This is a genomic window from Cupriavidus sp. 2TAF22, assembly GCF_052115045.1.
Taxonomy (GTDB): domain Bacteria; phylum Pseudomonadota; class Gammaproteobacteria; order Burkholderiales; family Burkholderiaceae; genus Cupriavidus.
In genome coordinates this window covers 1-24334 of sequence record NZ_JBFRFX010000031.1, presented here as the reverse complement: position 1 = coordinate 24334, position 24334 = coordinate 1, and the positions used below count along the sequence as shown (strand labels likewise).

The window sequence follows — 24334 nt, the reverse complement described above, 5'->3', positions numbered from 1 at the left end:
GCGCGGGCGCCGCCGCCGTTGAAGCGGGCCGCCTTACACGCCGAGCAGGGCGTTGAGCGTGGGCATCTTGCGTTCGAGCGCCGCGGCATCGAAGGACTCCACCATGCGCCCGTGCTCCATCACGTAGAAGCGGTCCGCGAGCGGCGCCGCGAAGCGGAAGTTCTGCTCCACCATCACGATGGTGTAGCCGCGCTTCCTGAGCGTGGTGATCATCCGCGCCAGCGTCTGCACGATGACCGGCGCAAGGCCTTCCGAGATCTCGTCGAGCAGCAGCACGCTGGCGCGCGTGCGCAGGATGCGGGCCACCGCCAGCATCTGCTGCTCGCCGCCGGACATGCGCGTGCCCTGGCTCTTGCGGCGCTCCCACAGGTTGGGGAACATGGCGTAGATCTCGTCCAGCGGCATCGGCTCGCGGCCGCCGGCCGCGCCGGTCTCCTTGAAAACGGGCGGCAGCAGCAGGTTCTCCTCGCAAGACAGGCTGGAGAAGATGGCGCGCTCCTCCGGGCAGTAGCCAAGGCCCAGCGGCGCGATACGGTGCGTCTTCATGCCGATGGTCTCGGTGCCGTTGACGCGCACCGAGCCTTTGCGCGCGCCGACCAGTCCCATGATGGCGCGCATGGTGGTGGTGCGCCCGGCGCCGTTGCGCCCCAGCACGGTGACCACCTCGCCCGGCTGGACGGTGAGGTCCACGCCGTGCAGGATGTGCGATTCACCGTACCAGGCGTGCAGGTCCTTGATGTCGAGGGCGGGGGTGGGGCGGCTCATTGCACCGTCTCCGCCGTCGTGCCCATGTAGGCCTCCATCACCTGCGGGTTGCGCGTCATTTCGTCGTACGAGCCTTCGGCCAGGATGGCGCCACGCTGGAGCACCGTGATGCGGTCCGCGATGGAGGACACCACGTTCATATTGTGCTCGACCATCAGCACCGTGCGTCCGGCGGACACCTGCTTGATCAGGGCGGTCACGGTTTCCACGTCTTCGTGGCCCATGCCCTGGGTGGGCTCGTCGAGGAGCATGAGTTCGGGGTCCATGGCCAGGGTGGTGGCGATCTCCAGCGCGCGCTTGCGGCCGTAGGCCAGCTCGGCGGTGGGCAGGGCGGCGAAGCTCTCCAGGCCGACCGCGCGCAGCAGGGCCAGCGCGCGCTCGTTGAGTTCGTCCAGCGCGCGCTTGCTCTTCCAGAAGTGGTAGGTCGTGCCCAGCTTGCGCTGCAAGGCCACGCGCACGTTCTCCATCACCGTGAGCTGCGCAAACACCGCGGAGATCTGGAACGAGCGGATCACGCCCTGGCGGGCAACCTGCGCCGGCCGCTCGCGCGTGATGTCCGCGCCGTTGAACAGGATCGCGCCGGCGGACGGCGCATGGAACTTGGTCAGCAGGTTGAAGCAGGTGGTCTTGCCGGCGCCATTGGGCCCGATCAGGGCATGGATGGCGCCGCGCCGCACGCGCAGGTTCACCTGGCTGACCGCGGTGAAGCCCTTGAACTCCTTGGTCAGCCCGCGCGTTTCCAGGATCACGTCGGACTGGCTCATGCAGGATCCTTGCTCTTGTCGTTGCGTGCCTCCATGCCCTTCTTCAACAGCGGGCACTCGCTTGCGGACAGCGGGCGGAAGGCCGAGTCGCCCGGGATGGTGCCGATGTACTTGACCAGGTCCCACGGGCCCTTGGATTCGGCCGGCGACTTGGCCTGCGCCAGGTACATGTCGTGCACCATGCGGCCGTCGGCGCGCACCTTGCCGCCATGCACGAAGTCGTCGTTGACGGCGAGCGCGCGCATCTTCTCCGCCACCGCCGGGCCGTCCACGGTCTTGGCTGCCTCGACCGCCTTCAGGTAGTGCAGCACGCCCGAGTAGACGCCGATCTGGCCGTGCGTGGGGTAGGCCTTGTGCTTGGCGTAGAAGCGCTCGACGAAGGCTTTCGACCTGGCGTCCAGGTCGGTCTTGAACGGGTCCACGTAGGTCAGCCCCTGCGCCACGCTGGGGCCGAGGCTCTTGAGGTCGGTGATGAAGGTGGACGGCGTGATCACGGTCTGCCCGCCCTTGATCAGGCCGAATTCGCCGGCCGCCTTGACGCCGTTGATCATGTCGTTGCCGGCGTTGGCCAGCACCACCACCTTGGCCTTGGAGGCGGAAGCCGCCACGATGGGGCTGCTGAAATCGCTGGCGTTGAGCGGGTGCTTGGTGCTGCCCACGTTCTTGCCGCCGCTGGCGTCCACCTCCTTGCGGAAGTCCGACTCCAGCGACTGTCCCAGCGCGTAGTCCACGGTGATGTAGTACCAGGTGCCCTTGCCCTGCTCGATCAGGCGCTTGACCAGCGGCGCCGACACCGAATACGTGTCCCAGCCCCAGTGGAAGCCGGTGGGCGAGCAGTTCTGGTTGGTCAGCGCCATGGCGCCGCCGGTGGAGACGATGTTGATCTTCTGCTTCTGCTTGGCGATCTCCTGCACCGCCAGCGCGGTGGAGGAATTGGGGAAATCGATCACCATGTCCACGCCGTCGGTGTCGAACCAGCGCCGCGCCAGCGACGAGGCGATGTCGGCCTTGTTCTGGTGGTCGCCCGACAACACCGTGACCGGCTTGCCAAGTGCCTTGCCGCCGAACTCGTCCACCGCCATCTGCGCGGCCAGCACCGAGCCGCGGCCGGAGAGGTCGGCGTAGGAGCCGGACATGTCGGTGATTACACCCACCTTGACGCCGTTGGCGTCGGCCCACGCGGCGGTGCTGCACAACAGCCCGACCAGGGCCGGCAGCAGGGCGGGAATCACGGTGAGGCGGGATGCTGCATGCAGAGACTTCATGGGCTTCATGGGGGCGCTCCAGACAGGTTTCAAGGGAAGGTGGGCATGCTGTCCCGCACCGTTTTCCTGCGCGGCCCGCGCTGCGGGCCTTGCCTTGGTGCATCGATCAGCATGCTGATTAATAATGCAGTGTACTGAGCAAATTCCGGGCCATGCGGCGCGGGTCGTGAATCGGTTTCGGGCCTTGGCCGCGCTTCAGGTATCCAGGTCGCGCCCGCGGGTTTCCGGCACGAACAGCATGCCGATCACGAAAGCCAGTGCCGCGATCGAGACCGGATACCACAGGCCGAAGTAGACATTGCCGCTGGATACATTCATCGCCGTCACCACGAAGGAGAGCATGCCGCCCACCCAGCCGGCGCCGAGGTGGAAGGGCAGCGACAACGAGGTGTAGCGGATGCGGGCCGGGAACAGTTCCACCATGAAGGCCGCCAGCGGCCCGTACACCATGGCGAGGAACAGGATGGGGATCAGCAGCAGCAGGAACAACATCGGCCGGTTGATGGCGGCCGGGTCGGCGCGCTCCGGCCAGCCGGCCGCCACCAGGGCCTGCTTGATGGCGGCCCTGTCGAAGTCCTGCAGGACCTGGCCTCCGACCCGCAGTTCGGGCGCCGGCCGAGCGTCGTCCTGCGTGAACTCGTAGCCCACGCCGAGATCGGTCAGGTAGCCCTTGACCTTGTCGCAGGCCGACACCGGCTCGGCGAACAGGCGGAAATGGCAGTCGCCGGCGCGCAGCTGCACGGCGTTGCGCTGCTGGAACTGCTCCAGCGCCGGGTTGGCATAGTGCGTCAGTCCCTTGAAGATGGGCTGGGTGCCCAGGGCGGCCAGCAGGCAGGCGGCCATCATGATGTGCTTGCGGCCGATCCGGTCCGACAGCCAGCCGAAGAACAGGTAGCAGGGCGTGGCGACCACCAGCGCGATGCCGATCAGCATGTGTACCAGCTCCAGCGGCACATGCAGCGTCTTGTTGACGAAGAACATGGTGTAGAAATGCCCGGTGCCGAAGATGGCGCCAAGCCCGGCCGACACCACGAACAGCAACAGCACGTACTTCAGGTTCGCCCAGTTGGTGAAGCTGTCGAGGATGGGCGATTTCGAGGTGTTGTTGCCGGCCTTCATGCGCGCGAAGATCGGCGATTCGTGCAGCTTGCCGCGGATGTAGACCGACACCACCAGCATGACGAAGGACACCAGGAAGGGCAGGCGCCACCCCCATTCGCGGAACTGCGCCTCGCTCAGGAAGGTCTTGAGCAGGTACACCACCAGCAGCGAAGAGAGCAGGCCGAGCGTGGCCGTGGTCTGCAGCGAGCTGGTGTAGAGCCCGCGCTTTTCCATCGGCGAGTGCTCCGCCACGTAGGTGACCGCGCCACCCACCTCGCCGCCCAGTGCCAGGCCCTGCAGCAGCCGCAGGGACACCAGCAGGATGGTGGCGGTGATGCCGATGTGCCCGTAGGTGGGCAGCAGGCCCACGCCGACCGTGGCAATGCCCATCAGCAGGATGGTGACCAGGAAGGTGTACTTGCGCCCGATCAGGTCGCCCAGGCGGCCGAACAGCAGGGCGCCCACGGGTCGCACCAGGAAGCCCGCGCCGAAGGTGGCCAGGCTGGCGAGGAAGGCAGCGGTCTCGTTGCCGGGCGGGAAGAACAGTGCGCCGAAATAGACCGCGAGCGCGGCGTAGATGTAGAAGTCGTACCACTCCATCAAGGCCCCGAAGGAGGACGCAAGGATCACCTTGCGCTCCTCCCGGGTCATGCCTTGCGTGCGCGCGGCGGTGCCGTCGCTGGTGAGGCTTGCTGTCATGGTCGTACTCTCCGGGGGCGTCGCAGCCGTGCTGTCGTGCTTTGCTCTACACTGTCAGCATGCTGATTAATTTCGATCAGTGTACTGATCAGAATTTGTGAGTGTTATGAGGGTTAACCCCTCGCCGTCACGGTCTGGACATTCGATATCGCGGTTGCTATGCTAAAAATACTCAGCATACTGATCAATTAAGCGGAAAGCCCGTGAAAGACGCCTTCGCTGCGATGTCACAGGCCTTGCGCATGCCCGCCCCCACCACCCTCAGGAGCCGTCCCAGCATGACGAGAATCCGCAAGATCGCCCTCGAAGAACACTTCATGACGCCGGATTTCCAGGCCTATTCGAAGGGCTATCTCCAGCATATCGATGCCGCAGTCATGGCCGACCTTGCCAGGCGCCTGGCCGATTTCGACGATATCCGCATCGGCGAGATGGACCGCGCCGGCATCGATATCACCGTGCTTTCGCAGACCGGCCCGGGCGTGCAGGCCGAAGCCGACCACGCCGCCGCGGTGCGCCGCGCGCAAGAGAGCAACGATTTCCTGGCGGCGCAGATCGCGCGCCATCCCACCCGTTTCGCCGGCTTCGCCGCGCTGCCCATGCACGATCCGCGCAAGGCCGCGCAAGAGCTGGAACGCGCGGTCACGCAGCTCGGCTTCAAGGGCTCGCTGGTCAACGGCCACACGCAGGGGGTCTACTACGACGACCCCGCCTACGACGCCTTCTGGGAACGCATGCAGGCGCTCGACGTACCCATGTACCTCCACCCCACCGATGCCTACGTGGCGCCGCACGTGTACTCGGGCCATCCCGAGATGGCCGGTGCGTCCTGGGGCTGGGGCGTGGAAACCGCGGGCCATGCGCTGCGCCTGCTGTTCGGCGGCGTGTTCGACCGCTTCCCGCGCCTGAAGATCATCCTCGGCCACATGGGCGAGGGTCTGCCGTACCAGCGCTGGCGCTTCGACAGCCGCTTCGCCGTCTACTCGCACGGCATCAGGCTGGCGCGCGCGCCTTCCGAATACATCGGCAGCAATATCGTCATCACCACTTCCGGCGTGTGCTCGCCGGCCGCGCTGGCCGGCGCCATCGGCGAGATGGGCGCCGACGCCGTGCTGTTCTCGGTCGACTATCCCTACGAATCCACCGCCATCGCAGCCGATTTCATCGAGCAGGCACCGATGGACGAAGCGACCCGCCGGCTGGTCTGCCRCGGCAACGCCGAGCGCCTGCTCAAGCTTTGAACACCGACTTCCCTTCCTTTTCATAACGGAGCGCCCCCGTGCAAAAGACTTTCCGGATCGGCCAGATCGTGCCGAGTTCCAACACCACGATGGAAACCGAGATCCCCGCCATGCTGACCGCGCGCCAGCTGGTGCGGCCCGAGCGGTTCACGTTTCACTCCAGCCGCATGCGCATGAAGAAGGTGGTCAAGGAGGAGCTGGCGGCGATGGATGCCGAGTCCGACCGCTGCGCGGTCGAGCTCAGCGATGCGCGCGTCGATGTGCTGGGCTATGCCTGCCTGGTGGCGATCATGGCGATGGGACACGGCTATCACCGCGTCTCGGAGAAGCGCCTGCAGGCCCATACCGCGGCCAACGGCGCCGATGCCCCGGTGATCACCAGCGCCGGCGCGCTGGTCGATGCGCTCAAGGTGATCGGCGCGAAGCGCATCGCGCTGGTGGCGCCGTACATGAAGCCGCTCACGGAACTGGTGGTGGACTACATCCGCAACGAAGGCTACGAGGTGGTGGACTGGCGCGCGCTGGAAATTCCCGACAACCTCGAAGTGGGCCGCCATGATCCCGCGAAGCTGCCGGGCATCGTCGCGCAGATGAACACGAAGGACGTGGATGCCATCGTGCTGTCCGCCTGCGTGCAGATGCCGTCGCTGCCGGCCGTGGCCAGGGTGGAAGCCATGACCGGCAAGCCGGTGATCACCGCCGCCATTGCCACCACCTACGCCATGCTCAGGTCGCTCGACCTGGAGCCGGTGGTGCCCGGCGCGGGCGCGCTGCTGTCCGGCGCGTATTGAGCGCGGGCACAGGGAGCCAAGCGATGACCAATCTTGTCTGCGGCGGCAATGTCCAAGCCAATGGCATCCGCCAGCACTACCTGCGCTACGGTGGCAGCGACGGCGCGCGCGCACGGCGCGACCCGGTGATCGTGGTGCCGGGCATCACCAGCCCGGCCATCACCTGGGGCTTTGTCGGCGAGCGCCTGGGCGAACAGTTCGATACCTACGCCCTCGACGTGCGCGGCCGCGGCCTGTCGTCCGCGGGCGATACGCTCGACTACAGCCTCGATGCGCAGGCGGCCGACCTGCTGGCCTTTGCCGAAGCACTCGGTTTGCAGCGCTACAGCGTGCTGGGCCACTCCATGGGCGCGCGCATCGGCATCCGCGCCGCGCGCAGCCGGCCGGCTGCGCTGGCGCGCCTGGTGATGGTGGACCCGCCGGTGTCCGGCCCGGGCCGCCGCGAGTATCCCGCGCAACTGGCCTGGTACGTGGATTCGATGGCGGTGGCGCGCCACGGCGTGGATGCGCACACCATGCGTCGCTTCTGCCCCACCTGGACCGAAGCGCAGCTCGCGCTGCGCGCCGAATGGCTGCACACCTGCGACGAGCGCGCGGTGCTCGCCAGCTTCCAGGGCTTCCATATCGACGATATCCACGCCGATGTGCCGCGCATCGCGGTCCCGACGCTGCTGATGACGGCGGGGCGCGGCGACGTGGTCCGCCCGGGCGATATCGCGGAGCTGCGCGCGCTGCTGCCGGCGCTGCAGACCAGCCATGTGCCCGGCGCAGGCCACATGATCCCGTGGGACGACGAGGAAGGCTTCTACGGCGCACTCGGCGATTTCCTTGGCGCCGGGCTTGGCTCCCCAAGCGCTGCCGCAGCCTGAGCCGCCCCCAACCGCAGAGAACGAACATGCCAGTCAGCGATCACGCCCTTATCCAGGCCTGGAAACAGGTCCTCACGCTGTCCCGCCTCGAAGCCGGGCAGACCGTCACCATCCTCACCAGCGCGGCCACGCATCCGCAAACGCTGTCGTGCGCGCTGGTCGCCACGCAGGCCATGGGCGCCATCGTCAACCGGCTCGACCTGCCGCCGGTCAACGGCGACAAGGCCCTGAGCCGCGATCCGCTGGCTTACCTTGGCACCACGGCGCTCACCGGCAACCGCGCCGCCATCGCCGCGCTCAAGGAGAGCGACCTGGTGCTGGACCTGATGACGCTGCTGTTCTCGCCCGAGCAGCACGACATCCTCAAGACCGGCACCAAGATACTGCTGGCCGTGGAGCCGCCCGAAGTGCTGGTGCGCATGGTGCCCACCGAGGCCGACCGCGAGCGCGTGGCCAGCGCCAACGCGCGCCTGTCGCGCGCGAGGGAGATGCATGTGACCTCCGCCGCCGGCACCGATCTGCGCTGCCCGCTCGGTGAGTTCCCCGTCATCAGCGAGTATGGTTTCGTCGATGAGCCCGGGCGCTGGGACCACTGGCCCAGCGGCTTCGTGCTGACCTGGCCCGACGAAGGCGGCGCCAGCGGCCGCATCGTGCTCGACCGCGGCGACATCCTGCTGCCGCAGAAGGGCTATGTGGCGGACCGCGTGGAGCTGACCGTGGAGAACGGCTTCGCCACGCGCATCGAGGGTGGCCTGGACGCCGAGCTGCTCAACGACTACATGGCCTCGTTCAACGATCCGCAGGCCTATGCCATCGCGCATATCGGCTGGGGCCTGCAGCCGCGCGCACGCTGGTCCACGCTCGGCCTGTATGACCGCGAGGCCTCCATCGGCATGGACGCGCGCGCCTACGAGGGCAATTTCCTGTTCTCGCTCGGCCCCAACAACGAAGCCGGCGGCAGCCGCACCACCGCCTGCCATATCGATATCCCGCTGCGCCATTGCACCGTGCGCCTGGACGGCGAGGAAGTGGTCAGGCAAGGCAAGGTATTGGACGGATGGACATCGCAATGACCGCAATGACTGTAATGACTGCAAGCACCACCGCGCACAGCGAACTCCCCACCTACGCGCGCCAGGGCTTCGGCACGCAACTGCCGTTGCAGGCGCCCGTGGGCCTGCTGATCGTCGACTTCGTCAACGGCTTTGCCGATCCGGCCGTGTTCGGCGGCGGCAACATCGCTGCGGCGATCGCCAATACGGTGCCGCTGCTGGCGGCGGCGCGCGCGCAGGGCTGGGCCGTGGCGCACAGCCGCATCGTCTTTGCCGACGACGACGGCGACCACAATATCTTCACGCTCAAGGTGCCCGGCATGCTCACGCTCAAGGAGCATGCGCCGGCCAGCGCCATCGTGCCGCAGCTCGCGCCGCGCGCGGGCGAGCTGGTGGTGCGCAAGACCGTGCCGTCCGCCTTCTTCGGCACCGGGCTGGCGGCGTGGCTGACGCAGCGCGGCGTGCGCACCTTGCTGGTGGCCGGCGCGGTGACCAGCGGCTGCGTGCGCGCCAGCGTGGTGGATGCCATGTCGCACGGCTTCCGTCCGCTGGTGGTGTCGGATTGCGTGGGCGACCGCGCCCTGCAGCCGCACGAGGCCAACCTGTTCGATATGGAGCAGAAGTACGCGGCAGTGATGCCGCGCGAACAGGCGCTGGCCGCACTGGCCGCGCTGTGAGCGGCGGCGGGATCGGCTGAAGTCCCGATTGACGCGTGCCGCACGCTTCGCCAATCTGGCGATAAGTTCAGTGCACTGAATATGTGCGCTGCGGGGCGTACGGAAATTGCTTTGGAGGCCTCCTTTGGAGGCCGCATCAGGCTTCTTCCGGTTTCCCGGCCTGGTCGCGATCCACGAACCCCACAAACAGCCCCGGCGGCCACCCAGGCGGCAATGCCGGACTGAATAATGTATGGACAAAGACGACATGGACAAGCAAGGAGCGCACGCCAGCCAGGGCGGCGGCGGTGATCACAGCGATCACGGCGATCACGGTGGCCGCGGCGGGCAAGGCGTCGGCGCGCGCGTGGCGCGCAAGGAAGATGCGCGCCACCTGCACGGCAAGGGCCGCTTCGTGGCCGATATCGCCATGCCGGGCCTGCAGGAAGTGGCCTTCCTGCGCAGCCCGATGGCGCATGCGCGCCTGCTCTCGGTGCGCAAGCCGCAGGGCATGGAGGCATCCGTGATCGTGCGCGAAGACATGCAGGGCGCGCGCGATATCGTGGCGGACTCTGCTTTCCCGTCGTACCAGCCCTCCGCGCAGCCGCCGCTGGCGGCCGGCAAGGTGCGCTTCGTCGGCGAGCCGGTGGCGATGGCCTTCGCGCCCACGCGCGCCGAGGCCGAGGACATCGCCGAGGCCATCGTCGCCGAGCTGGACGAACTGCCGGCGCTGACCGACGTGGAAGGCGCCCGCCAGGCCAGCGCCACCGCGCGCGTGCACGAACACTGGAAGGACAACCACTTCCTCACCCTCAGCGCCGACAAGAACTTCGACGCGCTGAGCCGCACCGCCACGGTGGTGGTCAGCCGCAAGATCGACCTGGCGCGCCAGTGCATGGTGCCGATGGAAGGCAAGGCCGTGCTGGCCTACTGGGACCACCAGTTCGACCAGCTCATCGTCTACAGCGCCACCCAGGTGCCGCACATGATCCGCACCGTGCTGAGCCATTGCCTCGGGCTCGAGCAGGAAAAGGTGCGCGTGATCTCGCCCGACGTGGGTGGCGCCTTCGGCTACAAGTGCGTGTTGCAGCAGGAAGAGCTGTGCATCGCCTGGCTGGCCATGACCTACCGCAAGCCCTTCCGCTTTATCGAGGACCGCCGCGAGCACCTGACCGCCGGCGCCAACTCGCGCGAGCACCACTACGAGGTGACCGCCTATGCCGATGCGCGCGGCCGCCTGCTGGCGCTGGACGCGAAGATCGCCATCGACGGCGGTGCCTACTCGGTATGGCCCTTCACCATCGGCCTCGAGCCCGGCCAGGCCATCGGCAACCTGCCCGGGCCCTATGCCTTCGACGGCTACCGCTGCATCACCGAGTGCGTCGCCACCAACAAGCCGGGCTTCGTGCCCTACCGCGGCGTGGCGCGCACCGGCGTGTGCTTTGCCATGGAGCTGCTGATGGATGCGCTGGCGCGCGAGGTCGGGCGCGAGCCGTGGGAGATCCGCTGCGAGAACCTGGTGCAGCCCGAGGCCATGCCCTACGTCAACGTCACCAACAAGCACTTCGACGGCGGCGACTACCCGGCCAGCGTGCGCAAGGCCGCGGAAATGATCGGCCTGGCGCGCGTGCGCGAGCGCCAGCGTGCCGGCCCTGACGGCGCGCGCTACCTGGGCGTGGGCTTCGGCACCTACACCGAGCAATCGGCGCACGGCACCTCGGTGTTCGCCGCCTGGGGCACGCCGGTGATTCCGGGCTTTGACTCCGCCACCGTGCGTATCACGCCCGATGGCGGCCTGGAAGTGCGCGTGGGCGTGCATTCGCACGGGCAGGGCATGGAGACCACCTTCGCCCAGATCGCGCACGAGATCCTCGGCATCGACGTGGCGCGGGTCAAGGTGGTGCACGGCGACACCGGCATCACGCCGTTTTCCACCGGCACCTACGCTTCGCGCTCGCTGGTGATGTCGGGCGGCGCGGTCTCGCGCGCCTGCAAGGCGCTGGTGCCGCGCCTGCTCAAGATCGGCGCGCACATGCTGCAGCAGCCCGAGCACGAGGCGGCGCTCGGCAGCGGGGCGGTGAAGGCCGGCGATGCGGCCGTGGCCATCGCCGAGATCGCCAATGCCTGGTACATCAACCCCCAGCGGCTGCCCGCGGATGTGGACCCCGCCGGGCTGGAAACCACCATGGGCTACAAGCCCGGGGTGGATACCGGCAGCTTCACCTACTCCACGCACGCCGCGCTGGTCGAGGTCGACATCGACTCCGGCCACGTGGAGATCCTGGACTACGTGGTGGTGGAAGACTGCGGCACCATGGTCAACCCGATGGTGGTGGAAGGGCAGACCTACGGCGGCGTGGCGCAGGGCATCGGCACCGCGATGTTCGAGGAGATGCGCTACGACGGCAACGGCCAGCCGCTGGCCTCCACGCTGGCCGACTACATGCTGCCCGGGCCCACCGAGATCCCGTCGATCCGCATCCATCATTTCGAGACGCCGTCGCCGCACACCGAGTTCGGCGCCAAGGGCATGGGCGAGGGCGGTGCCATCGCGCCGCCGGCCGCCATCTTCAACGCGGTCAACGATGCCCTTGGCCAGTTCGGCGTGGAGCTGCTGGAAACGCCGCTCACGCCGCGCAAGGTGCTCGAAGCGCTGGCGCGCGCGGAGCAGCAGGCGCCGCGCAGAACCGCGCCATCTCCGCAACCCGTGCCGGCGAGGGAGGCGGCCTGACCATGAAAGCAGCTGCATTCACCTATCACGCGGCCCCCACGCTGGCCGCCACCTGCGCCGAACTGGCGCAGCGCACCGACAACGCCAAGGTCATGGGCGGAGGCCAGTCGCTGGGCCCCATGCTCAACCTGCGCCTGACCCGGCCCGACACCATCTATGACCTGTCGAAGCTCGAAGAGCTGCGCACGGTCGGGCCGCAGGGCCAGCGTGTGCGTATCGGCGCGGCGGTCACGCACGCGCAGATCGAGGACGGCGTCTTCGCCGAGCTGCGCGGCGCCATGCTGCAGTCCGTGGCGCGCGGCATCGCCTACCGCGCCATCCGCAACCGCGGCACCATCGGCGGCAGCCTTGCCCATGCCGATCCCGCCGCCGACTGGGTGGTGGCGCTGACCGCGCTGGGCGCCGATATCGAGCTGGCCAGCGCGGCCGGCACACGCATGGTGCCGATGACGCAGTTCATGCTGGGCGCCTACACCACCGCGCTTGGCGAGGGCGAGGTCATCGCCGCCGTGCACGTGCCGCGCCAGGGCGATGGCGCGCGCTGGGGATACCACAAGCTGTGCCGCAAGACCGGCGAGTTCGCCGAAGCCAGCTGCGCCGCGTATTTCGATCCTTCCGCGCGCTTCGCCCGCATCGTGCTCGGCGCGCTCGACGGCGCGCCCGCGCTGCTGCCCGGGCTGGCGCGCGAGGTCGCCACGCGCGGTCCAGCCGCGCTGGACGCGCAGGCCATCGCTGCCGCCGTGGCCCAGGCCACGCCAGGCAAGGACGCGATCGACCGCAAGCTCTACTGCACCGCGGCGACGCGCTGCATCGAACAACTTTTCAACTGAGGGCCGCAGTGGAAACCATTGCACTGACCATCAACGGCCGCGCCGCCAGCGGTGCCTGCGCGCACCGTACCCACCTGGGCGACTTCCTGCGCGACGGCCAGGGCCTTACCGGCACCCACCTCGGCTGCGAGCACGGCGTGTGCGGCGCGTGCACCGTGCTGGTGGACGACAAGCCGGTGCGTTCCTGCATCACCTTCGCCGCCGGCTGCGCCGGCAGCAAGGTGGTGACCATCGAAGGCTATGACGAAGATCCCGTGATGCGCGAACTGCGCGTGGCCTTCAACCAGCATCACGCGCTGCAATGCGGCTACTGCACGCCCGGCATGCTGGCCACCGCGCGCGATATCGTGCTGCGCCTGCCGCATGCCGACGAGGCCACCATCCGCCACGAGCTGTCCGGCAACCTGTGCCGCTGCACCGGCTACATGGGCATCGTGGCCGCGATCCGTTCCGTGCTGGCGCAGCGGCAGCCACCCGCCGCGGCAAACGCAGCGCAGGCGGCACCAGGGGGCACGCCCCGCGGCTTCGCCTGTTTCACGCCGGACGCCGATGGCGCCGCGGTCGCCGCGGGTGCGGCCCCGGCCCCGGAAGAGTCGGGGCGCAGTGCCGACAAGAAGGGCTGGTCGCGCATCGACGGCGGCTTCAAGGTGCCGTTCCCGGTCGACGACGTATGGCGCTTCATGGCGGACTTGCCGGCCGTGGCGAGCTGCCTGCCTGGCGCCGCGCTGACCGAGCAGGACGGCGAGCGCGTCAAGGGCCATGTGGCCATCAAGTTCGGCCCCATGGCCGCGCGCTTCAACGGCGCCGCGCGGCTGGAGCGCGACGAGCAGAACCGGCGCGGGGTGCTCAAGGGCGCCGGCCAGGACTCGCTGAGCAACTCCAAGGCGGCCGGCGACATCACCTACGTGCTCAAGGCCGTCTCGCCGGCCGAGACCGAGGTGCTGATCGACCTGCAGTACTCCCTGCAGGGCCCGCTCGCGCAGTTTTCCCGCTCGGGCCTGGTGCGCGATTTCGTGCGGCGCATGATGGCGGACTTCGGCAAGAACGTCACCCGCAGGATGGATCCGTCGCTCTCGGAGAGCGAGCGGAGCAAGGCGGCGACCATGAACCCGGTGGCCATGATGCTCGGCGTGATGTGGGAACGCGTGAAGCGCCTGTTCGGCGCGGGCGGGGATTGAGGCGGGCGGCCGCGCCGGCGCGGCCGGCCAAGGCAAAAAGCCCAATGCAAAAAGCCCGTACGGGGTGAACCGTACGGGCTTTGGGAATCTGGTTGCGGGGGCAGGACTTGAACCTGCGACCTTCGGGTTATGAGCCCGACGAGCTGCCAACTGCTCCACCCCGCGAAACGAAATATACCCGGATCGGGGCGTAATGGAAAGTCCTCATTGGATTTTCTTTTTTCGTCGCAGGTGGGAGTGGGGCGTGAATTCAGCCGTTCCAGCGCGCAAAGATCCCGAAACGCCCGGCATCTGCGCGGTACGAAGTGGGAAAAACCGCATTCGCGGTCAACGTCGAGGCGTGCGGGGAAGCGCCCGGCCGCTGCTGCGCAGGCAAAATGCCGCCGGCTCAGGGGCCGCAAGGCGCTCACAAGAGGCACCAAGCGGCCATAGGCGGCCACAAGCGGCCACAAAGGATCGCAGGATCCCCACTCGCGCAGGGAACGCAGACTTAGCCGGTGCTGCCGTCCGCCTTCTGTACGGGCGCCAGCGTGAACCGGGCCGACAGGTCGGCTTCCCCGCTGAGCGGATCCTGGGGTTGGACGATGCCCTTGGTGCTGAGCTTGGTCAGCGTGCGCGCGGCCTGGATCGGGCTTACGCCCGCGGCCTTGGCGACCTGATATGCATCCATCGGGGTGCCCGTTTTCTGCAGGGCGTCGATTACTGCCTGTCGGGTGTCGTGATTGTTGTTCATTTCCGGGCGCGGGTTGGATTTGCTCAGACTAGACGGACTGAGGCGCGCGCGCAAGCCCGGGTTCTCGCCAATCCCGCCGGTGCCGTCGCTGTTTTATGCCGGCCTGCGCGGCTGCGCGCCGCGCGGCGCGGTTGCGCCGCCGGCCCGGCACGTCAGAATAGAGGGTCTGACGCAAGATGCACCACAAGCACAATGACGCAAACTCTCCTGCTGATCGACGGCCTGAACATCCTGCGCCGCGTCTACGAGGCCAACCCGGCGCAAGACATCCCGGCCAAGGTCGAGGGCGCCGTGATCTCGGCGCTGGCCTCGTTCCGGCGCGCGCTCACCGAGTGCCGCACCACGCATGCGCTGGCTGCCTTCGACGCCGGCGGCAAGACCTGGCGCCACGATCTGTACCCGCAGTACCGCCAGCACCGCAAGCCCATGGATCCCGAACTGGCCGAGGTGATTCCCGATTTCCGCCTGACGCTGACCGAGGTGCTGGGCCTGCAGACCGTCGCCATCGACGGCTACGAGGCCGACGACATCATCGGCACCGCCTACTACCGCTGGATTGCCGCCAAGGACGGCGCGGCGATTCCCGTGAGCACCGACAAGGACGTGCTCCAGCTCATCGCCGACGGCGCCGTCGTGCGCAACCACTTCGCCACCGCGAAGAACGGCGAGCGGTCCTGGTTCGACGAGACCTACGTGATGGACAAGTTCGGCGTGGCCAGCCACCAGCTGGCGGACTATCTTGCCCTGCTGGGTGACAGTTCGGACGATATCCCCGGCATCAGCAAGATCGGCGCCAAGACCGCCGCCCGGCTCCTGGTGCAGTACGGCGACCTCGAAGGCGTGCTTGCCAACGCGGGCGAGGAGAAGGGCGTGATCGGCAAGAACCTGGCGGAACAGGCCCATCTCGCGCGCCTGTCGCGCCAGTTGCTTTCGCTCAGGACCGATGCGCAGCTCGGGCTCACATGGAACATGCTGCGGCTGCCCGAGCAGGCCTAGCGGCGATGCCGCGACGTGGCTCCCGCATGCCCTGCGCACGCCTTGCGCATGCCGTGCCCGCGGCCTCGCCTAGTCGAGCGCGGGCAGCATCTTGGCCGGGTTGAGCAGGTTCTTGGGGTCGAGCGCGCGCTTGACCTGCCACATCAGCTCCAGCTCCACCGGCGACTTGTAGCGCTTCAGGTCGTCGCGCTTGGCCACGCCGATGCCGTGCTCGGCGGAGATCGAGCCATGTTCGGCGTGCGCCAGCGAGTCCACCGCCTCGGTGATGGGCGCATACCACCGGCCAAGGAAATCCGCCGCACTGGTGTCCCTGGGCCGCAGCGGGTTGAAGTGCACGTTGCCGTCGCCCATATGGCCGTAGATCACCATGCGCGCGGCCGGCTCGAGCGCCAGCACCCTGGCCGACGCCTCGCCGATAAAGGCGGCGATGCGCGACAGCGGCACCGAGACATCGCACTTGATGCTGCCGCCGGTGCGGGTCTGCGCGTCCGAGATTTCCTCGCGGATGCGCCAGAAGGACTGCGCATCCGCCACGCTGGCGGCCACTGCCGCGTCCTGCACCAGTTGCTGCTCCAGCCCGGCTTCCAGGATTTCCATCAGGGTGGCATCCAGGCTTTCGCTGCTGCCGCCGGAGGTCAGCTCGATCAGGACCATCCAGGCCGGTTGGCCGGACAGCGGCGAGGCCACGTCGCCCAGGTATTCCAGCACCAGCTCGAGCGCCGGCGCGGAGATCAGCTCGAAGGCGGTGACAGCCTGGCCGCCATGCTGCTTGGCCAGGCCCAGCAGCCGCACCGCGGCCTCCGGGTCCGTCACCGCCACCAGGGCCACGGCGCTGGCGCGCGGCAGCGGCATCAGCTTGAGCACGGCGGCCGTGATGATGCCGAGGGTGCCTTCCGAGCCGATGAAAAGCTGCTTGAGGTCGTAGCCGGTATTGTCCTTGCGCAGCCCGCGCAGGGACGAATAGATGCGGCCATCGGGCAGCACCGCCTCGATGCCCAGCACCAGGTCGCGCATATTGCCGTAGCGCAGCACGGCGGTGCCGCCCGCGTTGGTGGCCAGGTTGCCGCCGATCTGGCACGAGCCCTCGGAGCCGATGCGCAGCGGAAACAGGCGTTGTTCCTGCTCGGCGGTGGTGCGCGCCGCGTTGAGCGTCACGCCGGCCTGCACGGTCATGGTGTCGTTGACGGTGTCCACCGCCAGCACGCGGTTCATGCGCGCCAGGCTGAGCACCACGGCGCTGCCGCTGGCGTCCGGCACCGCGCCGCCCATCAGCGAGGTGTTGCCGCCCTGCGGCACCACCGGCACGTCGTGCGCGTGGCACCACGCCATCACCGCGCTGACCTGCTCGGTGGTGGAGGGCAGCACGACCACCTGGGCCTTGCCGCGATAGAGGCGGCGGTAGTCCGTGACGAAGGCTTCGGTGTCGGCGTCGCCGCTGAGGCAGGCGCCGGCGCCGACGATGGCGCGCATGGCTTCGAGCGTGGTTGCGGGGCTGTGGTCGGGGGTGGTGGCAGGCATGTCGGTGTGTGGCGTGGCCAGGAGGGCAGGCGCGGCGCGCGCGCGGGTGTCGCGCGCGGCCGGGCGCTCAGGAGAGCGGAGAGCGGAGGTTGAGCGGGAAATGAGCCGGTTGGCGGGCGGCGTTCAGTAGGCTGCCGAAGGGCCGGCGGCCGGCGCCGCGGCGGAACCGATGAATTCCGCGGCCAGGCGGCGCGCCGCGCCGGCATAGAGCATCACGTCCACGCCGGTGGCCACGAAGGTGCAGCCCAGCTCCAGGTAGCGCCGGGCCAGGCTGGTGTCGGAGGTCAGCGTGCCGGCGGCCTTGCCACTGGCGACGATGGTGCGCATGGCGCCCTCGATGGCGGCCTGCACCTCGGGATGGCCCGGGTTGCCGCGGTGGCCCATCGACGCGGCCAGGTCGGCCGGGCCGATGAACACGCCGTCCACGCCGTCCACCGCGCAGATGGCTGGCAGGTTCTTCAGCGCGGTCACGGTCTCGGCCTGCACCAGCAGGCAGATCTCATCGTCGGCCACCGCCAGGTAGTCGGTGCGCGCGCTCCAGCGCGAGGCCCGGGCGATCGCGCTGCCCACGCCGCGCACGCCCTGCGGCGGATAACGCGTGGCAGCCACCATGGCGGCCGCCTGCTCGGCGGTATCCACCATCGGCACCAGCAGGCTCTTGGCGCCGATATCGAGCAACTGCTTGATCAGCGGCACTTCGCCCGCCACCGCGCGCACCACGGGCTGGGAGGGATAGGGCGCGATCGCCTGCAGCGCATGCAGCATGTCGCCCAGCTCGTTGGGCGCGTGCTCGCCGTCGACCAGCAGCCAGTCGAAGCCGGCCGTGGCCGAGACTTCGGCCAGGTAGGGCGATGCCATCGACAGCCACAGGCCGATCTGGGGCTTGCCGGCCGCGAGCGCGGCCTTGAAGGGGTTGTTTGCGGGCATGATGTTCCGGATGGTGTTGGTCGGGTTGCGGCGGTGGGTGGCCTGAAGTTTAGCGCGCCTCTCAGCCCAACTGGCCCTGGCAGATGTATTTGGTGTGCATGTAGTCATCCAGCCCGTGGCGCGATCCCTCGCGGCCGTAGCCCGATTCCTTCACGCCGCCGAACGGCGCCGCCTCGGAGGCAATGGCGCCTTCGTTGACGCCGACGATGCCGGTCTCCAGCGCCTGCGCCACGCGCCAGATGCGGCGCACGTCGCTGGAGTAGAAGTAGGCCGCCAGGCCGAACGGCGTGTCGTTGGCGTCGCGCACCACTTCGTCTTCGTGCGTGAAGCGGAACACGGCGGCCACCGGGCCGAAGGTCTCCTCGCTGGACAGGGCCATGTGCGGGGTGGCGTGGGTGAGCACGGTGGGCGCGTAGTAGTGCGGGCCGTCGTTGCGGCGCACGCGTTCGCCGCCGACCACCAGGCGCGCGCCCTTGGCGACGGCGTCTTCCACGTGGCGGGCGATCTTCTCCACCGCGCGGGCATTGATCATGGGGCCGATCTGGGCCGCTTCCTCGGTGGCCGGGCCCACGTGCAGCGCCGCCACGCGCAGCGCCAGCCGCTCGACGAAATCGTCGTGCACGCCGGCCTGCACGTAGACCCGGTTCGGACACACGCAGGTCTGGCCGCCGTTGCGGAACTTGGACGCCATCAGGCCGTCGACCGCGGCATCGAGGTCGGCATCGTCGAACACGATAAAGGGCGCGTTGCCGCCCAGCTCCAGCGAGAGCTTCTTGAGCGTGCCGGCGGATTCGCGCGCGAGGTGCTTGCCTACCGGCGTGGAGCCGGTGAAGGTGATCTTGCGCACGCGGCTGTCGGCCAGCCAGCTGTCCACCACCGCCGGCGTGCCTTCGCGCGAGGCGGTGACGATATTCAGCACGCCCGCGGGGAAGCCCGCCAGCTCGGCCAGGTAGACCAGCGCCAGCGCGGTCAGCGGCGTGTCCTCCGCCGGCTTGGCCACCACCGTGCAGCCGGCGGCCAGCGCCGGCGCGATCTTGCGCGCGATCATGGCCAGCGGGAAATTCCACGGCGTGATCGCCGCCACCACGCCGACCGGCTCCCTGAGCACCAGCATCTTGCGCCCGGGCACGGCCTCGGCCACGATCTCGCCGCTGATGCGGGTGGCTTCCTCCGCAAACCACTCCACATAGGACGCGCCATACAGCACTTCGCCGCGGCTCTCCTGCAGAGGCTTGCCTTGCTCACTGGAGATGATGCTTGCCAGGTCGTCGCGGTGCTCGAGGATCAGCGCGTGCCAGCGCTTGATCAGTTGCGCCCGCTCGCGCGCCGGGCGGCGGCTCCAGGCCGGGAAGGCGGCATGCGCGGCATCGGCGGCGCGCGCCGCGTCGGCGGCGGTGCTGTCGGGCACGCAGGCGAAGGCGGCGCCGGTGGCCGGGTTACGGACGTCGAAGCGCTGGCCGGCATCGCTGGCGCACCATGCGCCCTGGATGAAGTTGCCGGTGCGCAGCAGCGCGGGATAGGACAGGGGAAGCGAGGTCATGGGCTTGCCGGGATTCAGGGGTTGTTCGGGTTTGGCGCGCGTTTGGGCGGGGACTCAGCTGACGATGCCCAGGTGCCAGGGCACGAACTCGTTGTCGCCCAGGCCCAGCGCTTCGCTCTTGGTTGCCTCGCCCGAGGCGGCCCGCAGGATATGCTCGAAGATCCGCTGGCCCATCTCGGCCACGCTCAGCTCGCCGTCCAGCACCAGCCCGCAGTTGATGTCCATGTCGCCTTCCAGGCGCGTGTACATCGGCGTGTTGCTGGCCAGCTTGATGGTGGGCGCTGGCTTGGAGCCGAACATGGAGCCGCGCCCCGTGGTGAAGCAGATCAGGTTGGCGCCGCTGGCGATCTGGCCGGTGGCGGCCACCGGGTCGTAGCCGGGCGAGTCCATGAAGACAAAGCCCGCCTGGTCGATGGGCTCGGCGTATTCGTAGACGGCCTGCAGCGGCGTGGTGCCGCCCTTCATGGCCGAACCCAGCGATTTCTCGAAGATGTTCGCCAGCCCGCCCTGCTGGTTGCCGTGGCCCACCACGCCGTTGAACTGCGCGTTTTGCCCGGCGGTGTAGCGCTCCCACCAGGCCAGGCGGTCGAGCAGCTTCTGGCCCACCTCCGGGGTTACCGCGCGGCGCGTGAGCATGTACTCGACGCCATGGATTTCCGGGGTCTCGGACAAGATGGCGGTGCCGCCGTGGCGCACCAGGATGTCCATCGCCGCGCCCAGCGCCGGATTGGCGCTGATGCCTGAGAAGCCGTCCGAGCCGCCGCACTCCAGGCCGATCTTCAGGTGGCTGGCCGGCACCGGCTGGCGCACCGCGGCGTTGGCTTCGGGCAGCATTTCCTCGATGGCGCGGATGCCCGCCTGGATGGTGGCGAGCGTGCCGCCGACTTCCTGCATGACCATGGTGCGCACGTGGCTGCCGGGCACCAGGCCCTGCGATTCCACCAGCGCCGCCACCTGGTTGCGCTCGCAGCCCAGTCCGACGATCAGCACGCCGGCCAGGTTGGGGTGGCGCGCATAGCCCGCCAGCGTGCGGCGCAGCACGTCGAAGTGTTCGCTGGGCGACGACATGCCGCAGCCGCTGCTCTGCGCGAAGGCCGCCACGCCGTCCACGTTGGGATAGGCCGCCATGCGCTGCGGCGTGAAATGGTCGGCGATATGCCGGATCACCGTGGCCGAGCAGTTCACCGAAGACAGGATGCCGATGAAATTGCGCGTGCCCACGCGGCCGTCGGGCCGCACGAAGCCCATGAAGGTGGCGCGCTCGGCCTCGGGCACGTAATCCACCGGCCGCACGTCCTCGCAGAAGGCCGGGTCGCGGTAGAAGTCCACCAGCGCCAGGTTGTGCGAATGCACGTGGTCGCCGGCCTCGATATCGCGCGCGGCCACGCCGATCACGGTATCGAACTTGCGTATCTGCGTGCCCTTGGCGATCGCGCAGGCGGCGATCTTGTGCCCGGCCGGCACCTGGGCGCGCACGCGCAGTCCCAGCCCGGGCAGGCTCTGGCCAAGCGCGAGCGCATCGCGGGCAATCAGCACGTTGTCGTTCGCGTGCAGGCGGATCAGGCAGCCGGGGGCTGCGGGCGTGGCGGGCGTGGCGGGGGCGGCAGTGTTCACGGGGCGGTCAACCTTGTTGCAGCAGTTCTTTGAGCTTGAGGCGCTGGATCAGGTGGGTCTCCTGTTCGTACACCGTGCTGACGTAGCGCTTGTATTCCGGGCCGTCCAGGTACATCACGGGCGCGTCGATGCGCGCCGCCACCTGCTGGAATTCCTTGCTGGCCACGGCCTGGCGGAACGCATCGCGCAGCGTCTTCTCGATGGCCGGGTCCAGTCCCACCGGCGCGCCGATGCCGTTGGGCGCTTCCACCACCACGTTGTAGCCAAGCTCCTTGAGCGTGGGCGTGTCCTTGAAGCGGGGCGTGCGCTGGGCACCCCAGGTGGCCAGCAGGCGCAGCTTGCCGGCTTCCACGTGCGGCGCCCACGAGCTGGAATCGGCCAGCAGGTCGACCTGCCCGGCCAGCACATCCTGCAGGGCCTGCGCGCCACCCTTGTAGGCGATCGCATTGAAACGGATGCCCGCGGCCTGCGCGAACTCTTCCATGCCCACGTGGGTGGCGCCGCCGATGCCGGCATGCGCGTAGGTGAGCTTGCCGGGGTGCGCCTTGGCCTCGGCCACGACTTCGCCGAGCGACTTGAAGCGCGAACCCGCCGGCACCGCGATGCCGAAGGTCTGGCCGGAGGTGCGCGCCAGGTAGGTCAGCTCGCTGCGCGGGTCCATCTGCAGCATGCCGAGCTGCGAGAAGCGCGTCACCGAGATCGGCACCTGGCCGATGGTGTAGCCGTCCGGCTTCGCGCGCGCCAGTGCCTTGGTGCCGATCATGCCCGAGGCGCCGGCGCGGTTCTCCACCACGATCGACTGCTTGAGCACGACCGAAGCCACCTGGCACAGCGCGCGCATGGACTGGTCGGCCGTGCCGCCCACGGGCCACGGGCAGATGAAGGTGATCGGCCGCTCCGGGTACGCGGCGGCCCGGGCCAGGGCCGGCAGCAGCAGGCCGGCGCCCGAGACCGAGGCAGCGGTGGCAGCGGCGCCGCCGATGAGCAGGCGGCGGCGTCCGGGATTGAAGCCGTGGGGTGCGGTCATGTGTCGTCCTCGCAGGTCGTTATAGGTGTCGTGGGCCGGATGGATCGCGCAGCAACGGTTGCGCATCGGCGAGGCCCGATTGTGGGGGTCCGCTTCATAACAATCCAATCAAAGATCGGAATGGCTTCATAACCTGAAAGTTAAGTAGAATCGGTCCATGCCCCAGATCGACCGCGCCCTGCGCTCCAATATCAAGCTGCGCCACCTGCAACTGGTGGTGGCGCTGGACGAGTTCCGCCACCTCGGTCACACCGCCGACTTCCTCTCGGTGAGCCAGCCGGCGGTGTCCAAGATGCTCACCGAAGTGGAGAAGACGCTCGGCCTCACGCTGTTCACGCGTTCCACGCGCGGCACCGAGCCCACGCCGGCGGGCGCATCGCTGGTGCGCTTTGCCCGCTCGGTGCTGGCGCAATACGAGCGCACGCGCGACGAGATCGCCGCGGAGGCCAGCGGCGCCGCCGGCCGCACGCGCGTGGGATCGATGGGCGCCGCGCTGCCGGTGCTGCTGGCGCAGGCCGTGAGCCTGCTCAAGCAGCGCTCGGCACAGGCCACCGTGCTGGTCGAAGAGGGCGACCTGCCGCACCTGCTGCCCAAGCTGCGCCTGAGCGAGCTGGACCTGATCGTGGGCCGGCTCGAGCCTGGCTACGCGGCGCCCGACCTGCTCACCGAAGCGCTCTACAACGAGCCCATGGTGGCGGTGGTACGCAAGGGTCACGCGCTGGCGCGCAAGCGGCGTCCGGGCTGGCCGGACCTGGCCGGCGTGCCGTGCGTGGTGCCGCCGCCGTGGGCATCGCTGCGCGTCAAGATCGAGCAGGAGTTCTACCGCCATGGGCTGCAGCCGCCCACCGACCTGATCGAATCCTCGTCCTACCTGGCCATCAGCACCTTCGTCGGCCAGGGCGAGGCGGTGGGCTTCCTCGCCCGCTCCGTGGCGCGGCAGCTCGAGCGCGAGGAGCGCGTCCACGTCCTGGCCATGGACCTGTCGCTGGAACTGCCGCCGGTCGGCGTGATCACGCTGCGCGAAGGCCGGCCCACGCCCAGCAGCGTCCAGCTGGTGGCGTGCCTGCGCGCGGCCGCGGCGCAACTTGCCGCCTGATATCGCGGCCTCGATAGTCGCCTGCTTCGCGCCTCGCGCGGGCGAATCCGGCCGGACCCGATCGTTCGCCACCCCCTTGCGCGGCGGGCGGAATTGGCTGGCCGGGCGGTTTCCGGAGATTGCGCCGGCGCCACGGATGAGCGCACGGCGGCGAGACTAAGGCTGGCTCGCGGGCGGCCTGACGAACTTGAGCGTCATGCGGTCCGATTCACCGATGGCCTGGAAGGCCGCGCGGTCGCGATCGCCGCCGCGCAAGGTGGGCGGCAGCGACCACACACCGTCGGGGTGGTCGTGGTCGTCGCGCGGGTTGGCGTTGATCTCGCTGCGGCCGGCCAGGGCGAAGCCCGCCGCGCGCGCGTGGTCGATCACGAAATCCTCGGTGACATAGCCGGTGGCGATCATCTGCTCCAGCGACGTGCCCGGCGGGGCGCGGTGCTCCTCCACGCCCAGCACGCCGCCGGGCTTGAGCACCGCATGGAAGGCGCGCAGGCTCTCGTCCAGGTGGCCATCCTTGATCCAGTTGTGGATATTGCGGAAGGTCAGTACCAGGTCGGCGCTGCCGGCCGGGGCGAAATCGCCGGCACTGCGCAGCGGCAGCGTGCCGACCACCACCTTGTCGTAGCTGGCCGGATCGCGCGCCAGCTTTTGCGCGAAGTTCGCCCTCGATTTCATGCTTTCCTCGCTGGCCGGCCCCACCGCGTAGTGCGCGGCGTACAGCTTGCCGTGTTCGCGCAGCGTGGGCGCCAGGATTTCCGTGTACCAGCCGCCACCCGGTGCGATCTCCACCACCGTCTGGCCTGGCTGCAGGCCAAAAAAGCGCAGCGTCTCGCGCGGATGCCGCCAGGCGTCGCGCGCTTTATTGGCCGCGCTGCGCTGCGGGCCGGCAATGGCCGCGGCCAGCGCGGCATCGCCGCCCGCGGCCCCGACGCTGCGGGCGGCAC

The 24334-nt window shown here is 68.9% G+C and carries 21 protein-coding genes and 1 tRNA gene; 10 read left to right on the top strand and 12 right to left on the bottom strand.

The features are described from left to right. Window positions 1-33: 33 nt before the first annotated feature. From AB4Z48_RS29445 to AB4Z48_RS29430, 4 genes are all read right to left on the bottom strand, one after another. Window positions 34-765, bottom strand: a complete 732-nt coding sequence (locus tag AB4Z48_RS29445) for an ABC transporter ATP-binding protein (protein WP_441620528.1) — start codon at window positions 763-765, stop codon at window positions 34-36. Next, window positions 762-1529 (bottom strand): ABC transporter ATP-binding protein, encoded by a 768-nt coding sequence (locus AB4Z48_RS29440; RefSeq protein ID WP_441620526.1) that lies wholly within the window; start codon window positions 1527-1529, stop codon window positions 762-764. The genes AB4Z48_RS29445 and AB4Z48_RS29440 overlap by 4 nt, the downstream gene beginning before the upstream one ends. Then, entirely contained in the window at window positions 1526-2803 is a 1278-nt protein-coding gene (locus AB4Z48_RS29435) for an ABC transporter substrate-binding protein (protein WP_441620524.1), read from the bottom strand. Before AB4Z48_RS29435 ends, AB4Z48_RS29440 begins: the two co-directional genes overlap by 4 nt. A 186-nt stretch (window positions 2804-2989) precedes the next feature. Beyond that, window positions 2990-4594, bottom strand: coding sequence for an MFS transporter (locus tag AB4Z48_RS29430; RefSeq protein ID WP_441620522.1), 1605 nt, complete (start codon window positions 4592-4594; stop codon window positions 2990-2992). Window positions 4595-4872: 278 nt separating this feature from the next. Between AB4Z48_RS29430 and AB4Z48_RS29425 the strand changes: the two genes are divergently transcribed. The 8 genes from AB4Z48_RS29425 (at window position 4873) to AB4Z48_RS29390 (ending at window position 13942) form a co-directional block, all read left to right on the top strand. Then, the gene (locus AB4Z48_RS29425) at window positions 4873-5835 is read left to right on the top strand and encodes an amidohydrolase family protein (protein WP_441620520.1); all 963 of its coding nucleotides are present in this window, start codon (window positions 4873-4875) and stop codon (window positions 5833-5835) included. A gap of 38 nt (window positions 5836-5873) precedes the next feature. Further along, window positions 5874-6626 (top strand): maleate cis-trans isomerase family protein, encoded by a 753-nt coding sequence (locus AB4Z48_RS29420; protein WP_441620518.1) that lies wholly within the window; start codon window positions 5874-5876, stop codon window positions 6624-6626. Window positions 6627-6649: 23 nt separating this feature from the next. Further along, entirely contained in the window at window positions 6650-7495 is an 846-nt protein-coding gene (locus AB4Z48_RS29415) for an alpha/beta fold hydrolase (protein ID WP_441620517.1), read from the top strand. Window positions 7496-7521: 26 nt separating this feature from the next. Beyond that, window positions 7522-8568, top strand: a complete 1047-nt coding sequence (locus AB4Z48_RS29410; protein WP_441620515.1) for a 2,5-dihydroxypyridine 5,6-dioxygenase — start codon at window positions 7522-7524, stop codon at window positions 8566-8568. A 14-nt stretch (window positions 8569-8582) separates the two neighbouring features. After that, window positions 8583-9224 carry an isochorismatase family protein gene (locus AB4Z48_RS29405; protein ID WP_441620648.1) on the top strand — a complete coding sequence of 214 codons (642 nt, stop codon included), beginning with the start codon at window positions 8583-8585 and terminating at the stop codon, window positions 9222-9224. A 247-nt stretch (window positions 9225-9471) separates the two neighbouring features. Continuing rightward, the gene (locus AB4Z48_RS29400; RefSeq protein ID WP_441620513.1) at window positions 9472-11934 is read left to right on the top strand and encodes a xanthine dehydrogenase family protein molybdopterin-binding subunit; all 2463 of its coding nucleotides are present in this window, start codon (window positions 9472-9474) and stop codon (window positions 11932-11934) included. Between the two features lie 2 nt (window positions 11935-11936). After that, complete coding sequence (locus AB4Z48_RS29395) at window positions 11937-12764, top strand: FAD binding domain-containing protein (RefSeq protein WP_441620511.1); 828 nt, start codon at window positions 11937-11939, stop codon at window positions 12762-12764. An 8-nt stretch (window positions 12765-12772) separates the two neighbouring features. Then, window positions 12773-13942 (top strand): xanthine dehydrogenase family Fe-S subunit, encoded by a 1170-nt coding sequence (locus tag AB4Z48_RS29390; RefSeq protein WP_441620509.1) that lies wholly within the window; start codon window positions 12773-12775, stop codon window positions 13940-13942. Window positions 13943-14031: 89 nt separating this feature from the next. Here AB4Z48_RS29390 and AB4Z48_RS29385 read toward each other — a convergent pair. Both AB4Z48_RS29385 and AB4Z48_RS29380 read right to left on the bottom strand, forming a co-directional pair. Next, window positions 14032-14107 (bottom strand) — tRNA-Met (locus AB4Z48_RS29385). Window positions 14108-14432: 325 nt separating this feature from the next. Beyond that, window positions 14433-14675 carry a hypothetical protein gene (locus AB4Z48_RS29380; RefSeq protein ID WP_441620507.1) on the bottom strand — a complete coding sequence of 81 codons (243 nt, stop codon included), beginning with the start codon at window positions 14673-14675 and terminating at the stop codon, window positions 14433-14435. Between the two features lie 192 nt (window positions 14676-14867). Between AB4Z48_RS29380 and AB4Z48_RS29375 the strand changes: the two genes are divergently transcribed. Then, the gene (locus tag AB4Z48_RS29375) at window positions 14868-15671 is read left to right on the top strand and encodes a 5'-3' exonuclease (RefSeq protein WP_441620505.1); all 804 of its coding nucleotides are present in this window, start codon (window positions 14868-14870) and stop codon (window positions 15669-15671) included. 69 nt (window positions 15672-15740) lie between these two features. On the opposite strand, the gene AB4Z48_RS29370 is transcribed toward AB4Z48_RS29375, so the two are convergent. The 5 genes from AB4Z48_RS29370 to AB4Z48_RS29350 all read right to left on the bottom strand — a co-directional run bounded on the left by AB4Z48_RS29370 (window position 15741) and on the right by AB4Z48_RS29350 (window position 22297). Further along, complete coding sequence (locus tag AB4Z48_RS29370) at window positions 15741-17189, bottom strand: FAD-binding oxidoreductase (protein WP_441620504.1); 1449 nt, start codon at window positions 17187-17189, stop codon at window positions 15741-15743. 123 nt (window positions 17190-17312) lie between these two features. Beyond that, window positions 17313-18116: a 4-hydroxy-2-oxoheptanedioate aldolase gene (hpaI, locus tag AB4Z48_RS29365; RefSeq protein WP_441620502.1), complete on the bottom strand. Its 804-nt coding sequence runs from the start codon at window positions 18114-18116 to the stop codon at window positions 17313-17315. Between the two features lie 61 nt (window positions 18117-18177). Then, window positions 18178-19656, bottom strand: coding sequence for an NAD-dependent succinate-semialdehyde dehydrogenase (locus AB4Z48_RS29360; RefSeq protein WP_441620500.1), 1479 nt, complete (start codon window positions 19654-19656; stop codon window positions 18178-18180). A 54-nt stretch (window positions 19657-19710) separates the two neighbouring features. Further along, complete coding sequence (locus AB4Z48_RS29355; protein ID WP_441620498.1) at window positions 19711-21270, bottom strand: UxaA family hydrolase; 1560 nt, start codon at window positions 21268-21270, stop codon at window positions 19711-19713. Window positions 21271-21277: 7 nt separating this feature from the next. Further along, complete coding sequence (locus tag AB4Z48_RS29350; RefSeq protein ID WP_441620497.1) at window positions 21278-22297, bottom strand: tripartite tricarboxylate transporter substrate binding protein; 1020 nt, start codon at window positions 22295-22297, stop codon at window positions 21278-21280. Between the two features lie 157 nt (window positions 22298-22454). Between AB4Z48_RS29350 and AB4Z48_RS29345 the strand changes: the two genes are divergently transcribed. Then, window positions 22455-23393, top strand: coding sequence for a LysR substrate-binding domain-containing protein (locus AB4Z48_RS29345; RefSeq protein WP_441620495.1), 939 nt, complete (start codon window positions 22455-22457; stop codon window positions 23391-23393). A gap of 156 nt (window positions 23394-23549) precedes the next feature. On the opposite strand, the gene AB4Z48_RS29340 is transcribed toward AB4Z48_RS29345, so the two are convergent. Next, window positions 23550-24334: class I SAM-dependent methyltransferase (locus AB4Z48_RS29340; RefSeq protein WP_441620493.1), on the bottom strand; the 785-nt coding region annotated here is incomplete at its 5' end.

Coding starts and splice junctions, on each gene's coding strand:
- hpaI (WP_441620502.1), bottom strand. CDS start 18,116: ATGCCCGCAAACAACCCCTTCAAGGCCGCGCTCGCGGCCGGCAAGCCC.
- AB4Z48_RS29400 (WP_441620513.1), top strand. CDS start 9,472: ATGGACAAGCAAGGAGCGCACGCCAGCCAGGGCGGCGGCGGTGATCAC.
- AB4Z48_RS29445 (WP_441620528.1), bottom strand. CDS start 765: ATGAGCCGCCCCACCCCCGCCCTCGACATCAAGGACCTGCACGCCTGG.
- AB4Z48_RS29360 (WP_441620500.1), bottom strand. CDS start 19,656: ATGACCTCGCTTCCCCTGTCCTATCCCGCGCTGCTGCGCACCGGCAAC.
- AB4Z48_RS29430 (WP_441620522.1), bottom strand. CDS start 4,594: ATGACAGCAAGCCTCACCAGCGACGGCACCGCCGCGCGCACGCAAGGC.
- AB4Z48_RS29380 (WP_441620507.1), bottom strand. CDS start 14,675: ATGAACAACAATCACGACACCCGACAGGCAGTAATCGACGCCCTGCAG.
- AB4Z48_RS29350 (WP_441620497.1), bottom strand. CDS start 22,297: ATGACCGCACCCCACGGCTTCAATCCCGGACGCCGCCGCCTGCTCATC.
- AB4Z48_RS29405 (WP_441620648.1), top strand. CDS start 8,583: ATGACTGCAAGCACCACCGCGCACAGCGAACTCCCCACCTACGCGCGC.
- AB4Z48_RS29370 (WP_441620504.1), bottom strand. CDS start 17,189: ATGCCTGCCACCACCCCCGACCACAGCCCCGCAACCACGCTCGAAGCC.
- AB4Z48_RS29440 (WP_441620526.1), bottom strand. CDS start 1,529: ATGAGCCAGTCCGACGTGATCCTGGAAACGCGCGGGCTGACCAAGGAG.
- AB4Z48_RS29410 (WP_441620515.1), top strand. CDS start 7,522: ATGCCAGTCAGCGATCACGCCCTTATCCAGGCCTGGAAACAGGTCCTC.
- AB4Z48_RS29345 (WP_441620495.1), top strand. CDS start 22,455: ATGCCCCAGATCGACCGCGCCCTGCGCTCCAATATCAAGCTGCGCCAC.
- AB4Z48_RS29375 (WP_441620505.1), top strand. CDS start 14,868: ATGACGCAAACTCTCCTGCTGATCGACGGCCTGAACATCCTGCGCCGC.
- AB4Z48_RS29435 (WP_441620524.1), bottom strand. CDS start 2,803: ATGAAGCCCATGAAGTCTCTGCATGCAGCATCCCGCCTCACCGTGATT.
- AB4Z48_RS29415 (WP_441620517.1), top strand. CDS start 6,650: ATGACCAATCTTGTCTGCGGCGGCAATGTCCAAGCCAATGGCATCCGC.
- AB4Z48_RS29395 (WP_441620511.1), top strand. CDS start 11,937: ATGAAAGCAGCTGCATTCACCTATCACGCGGCCCCCACGCTGGCCGCC.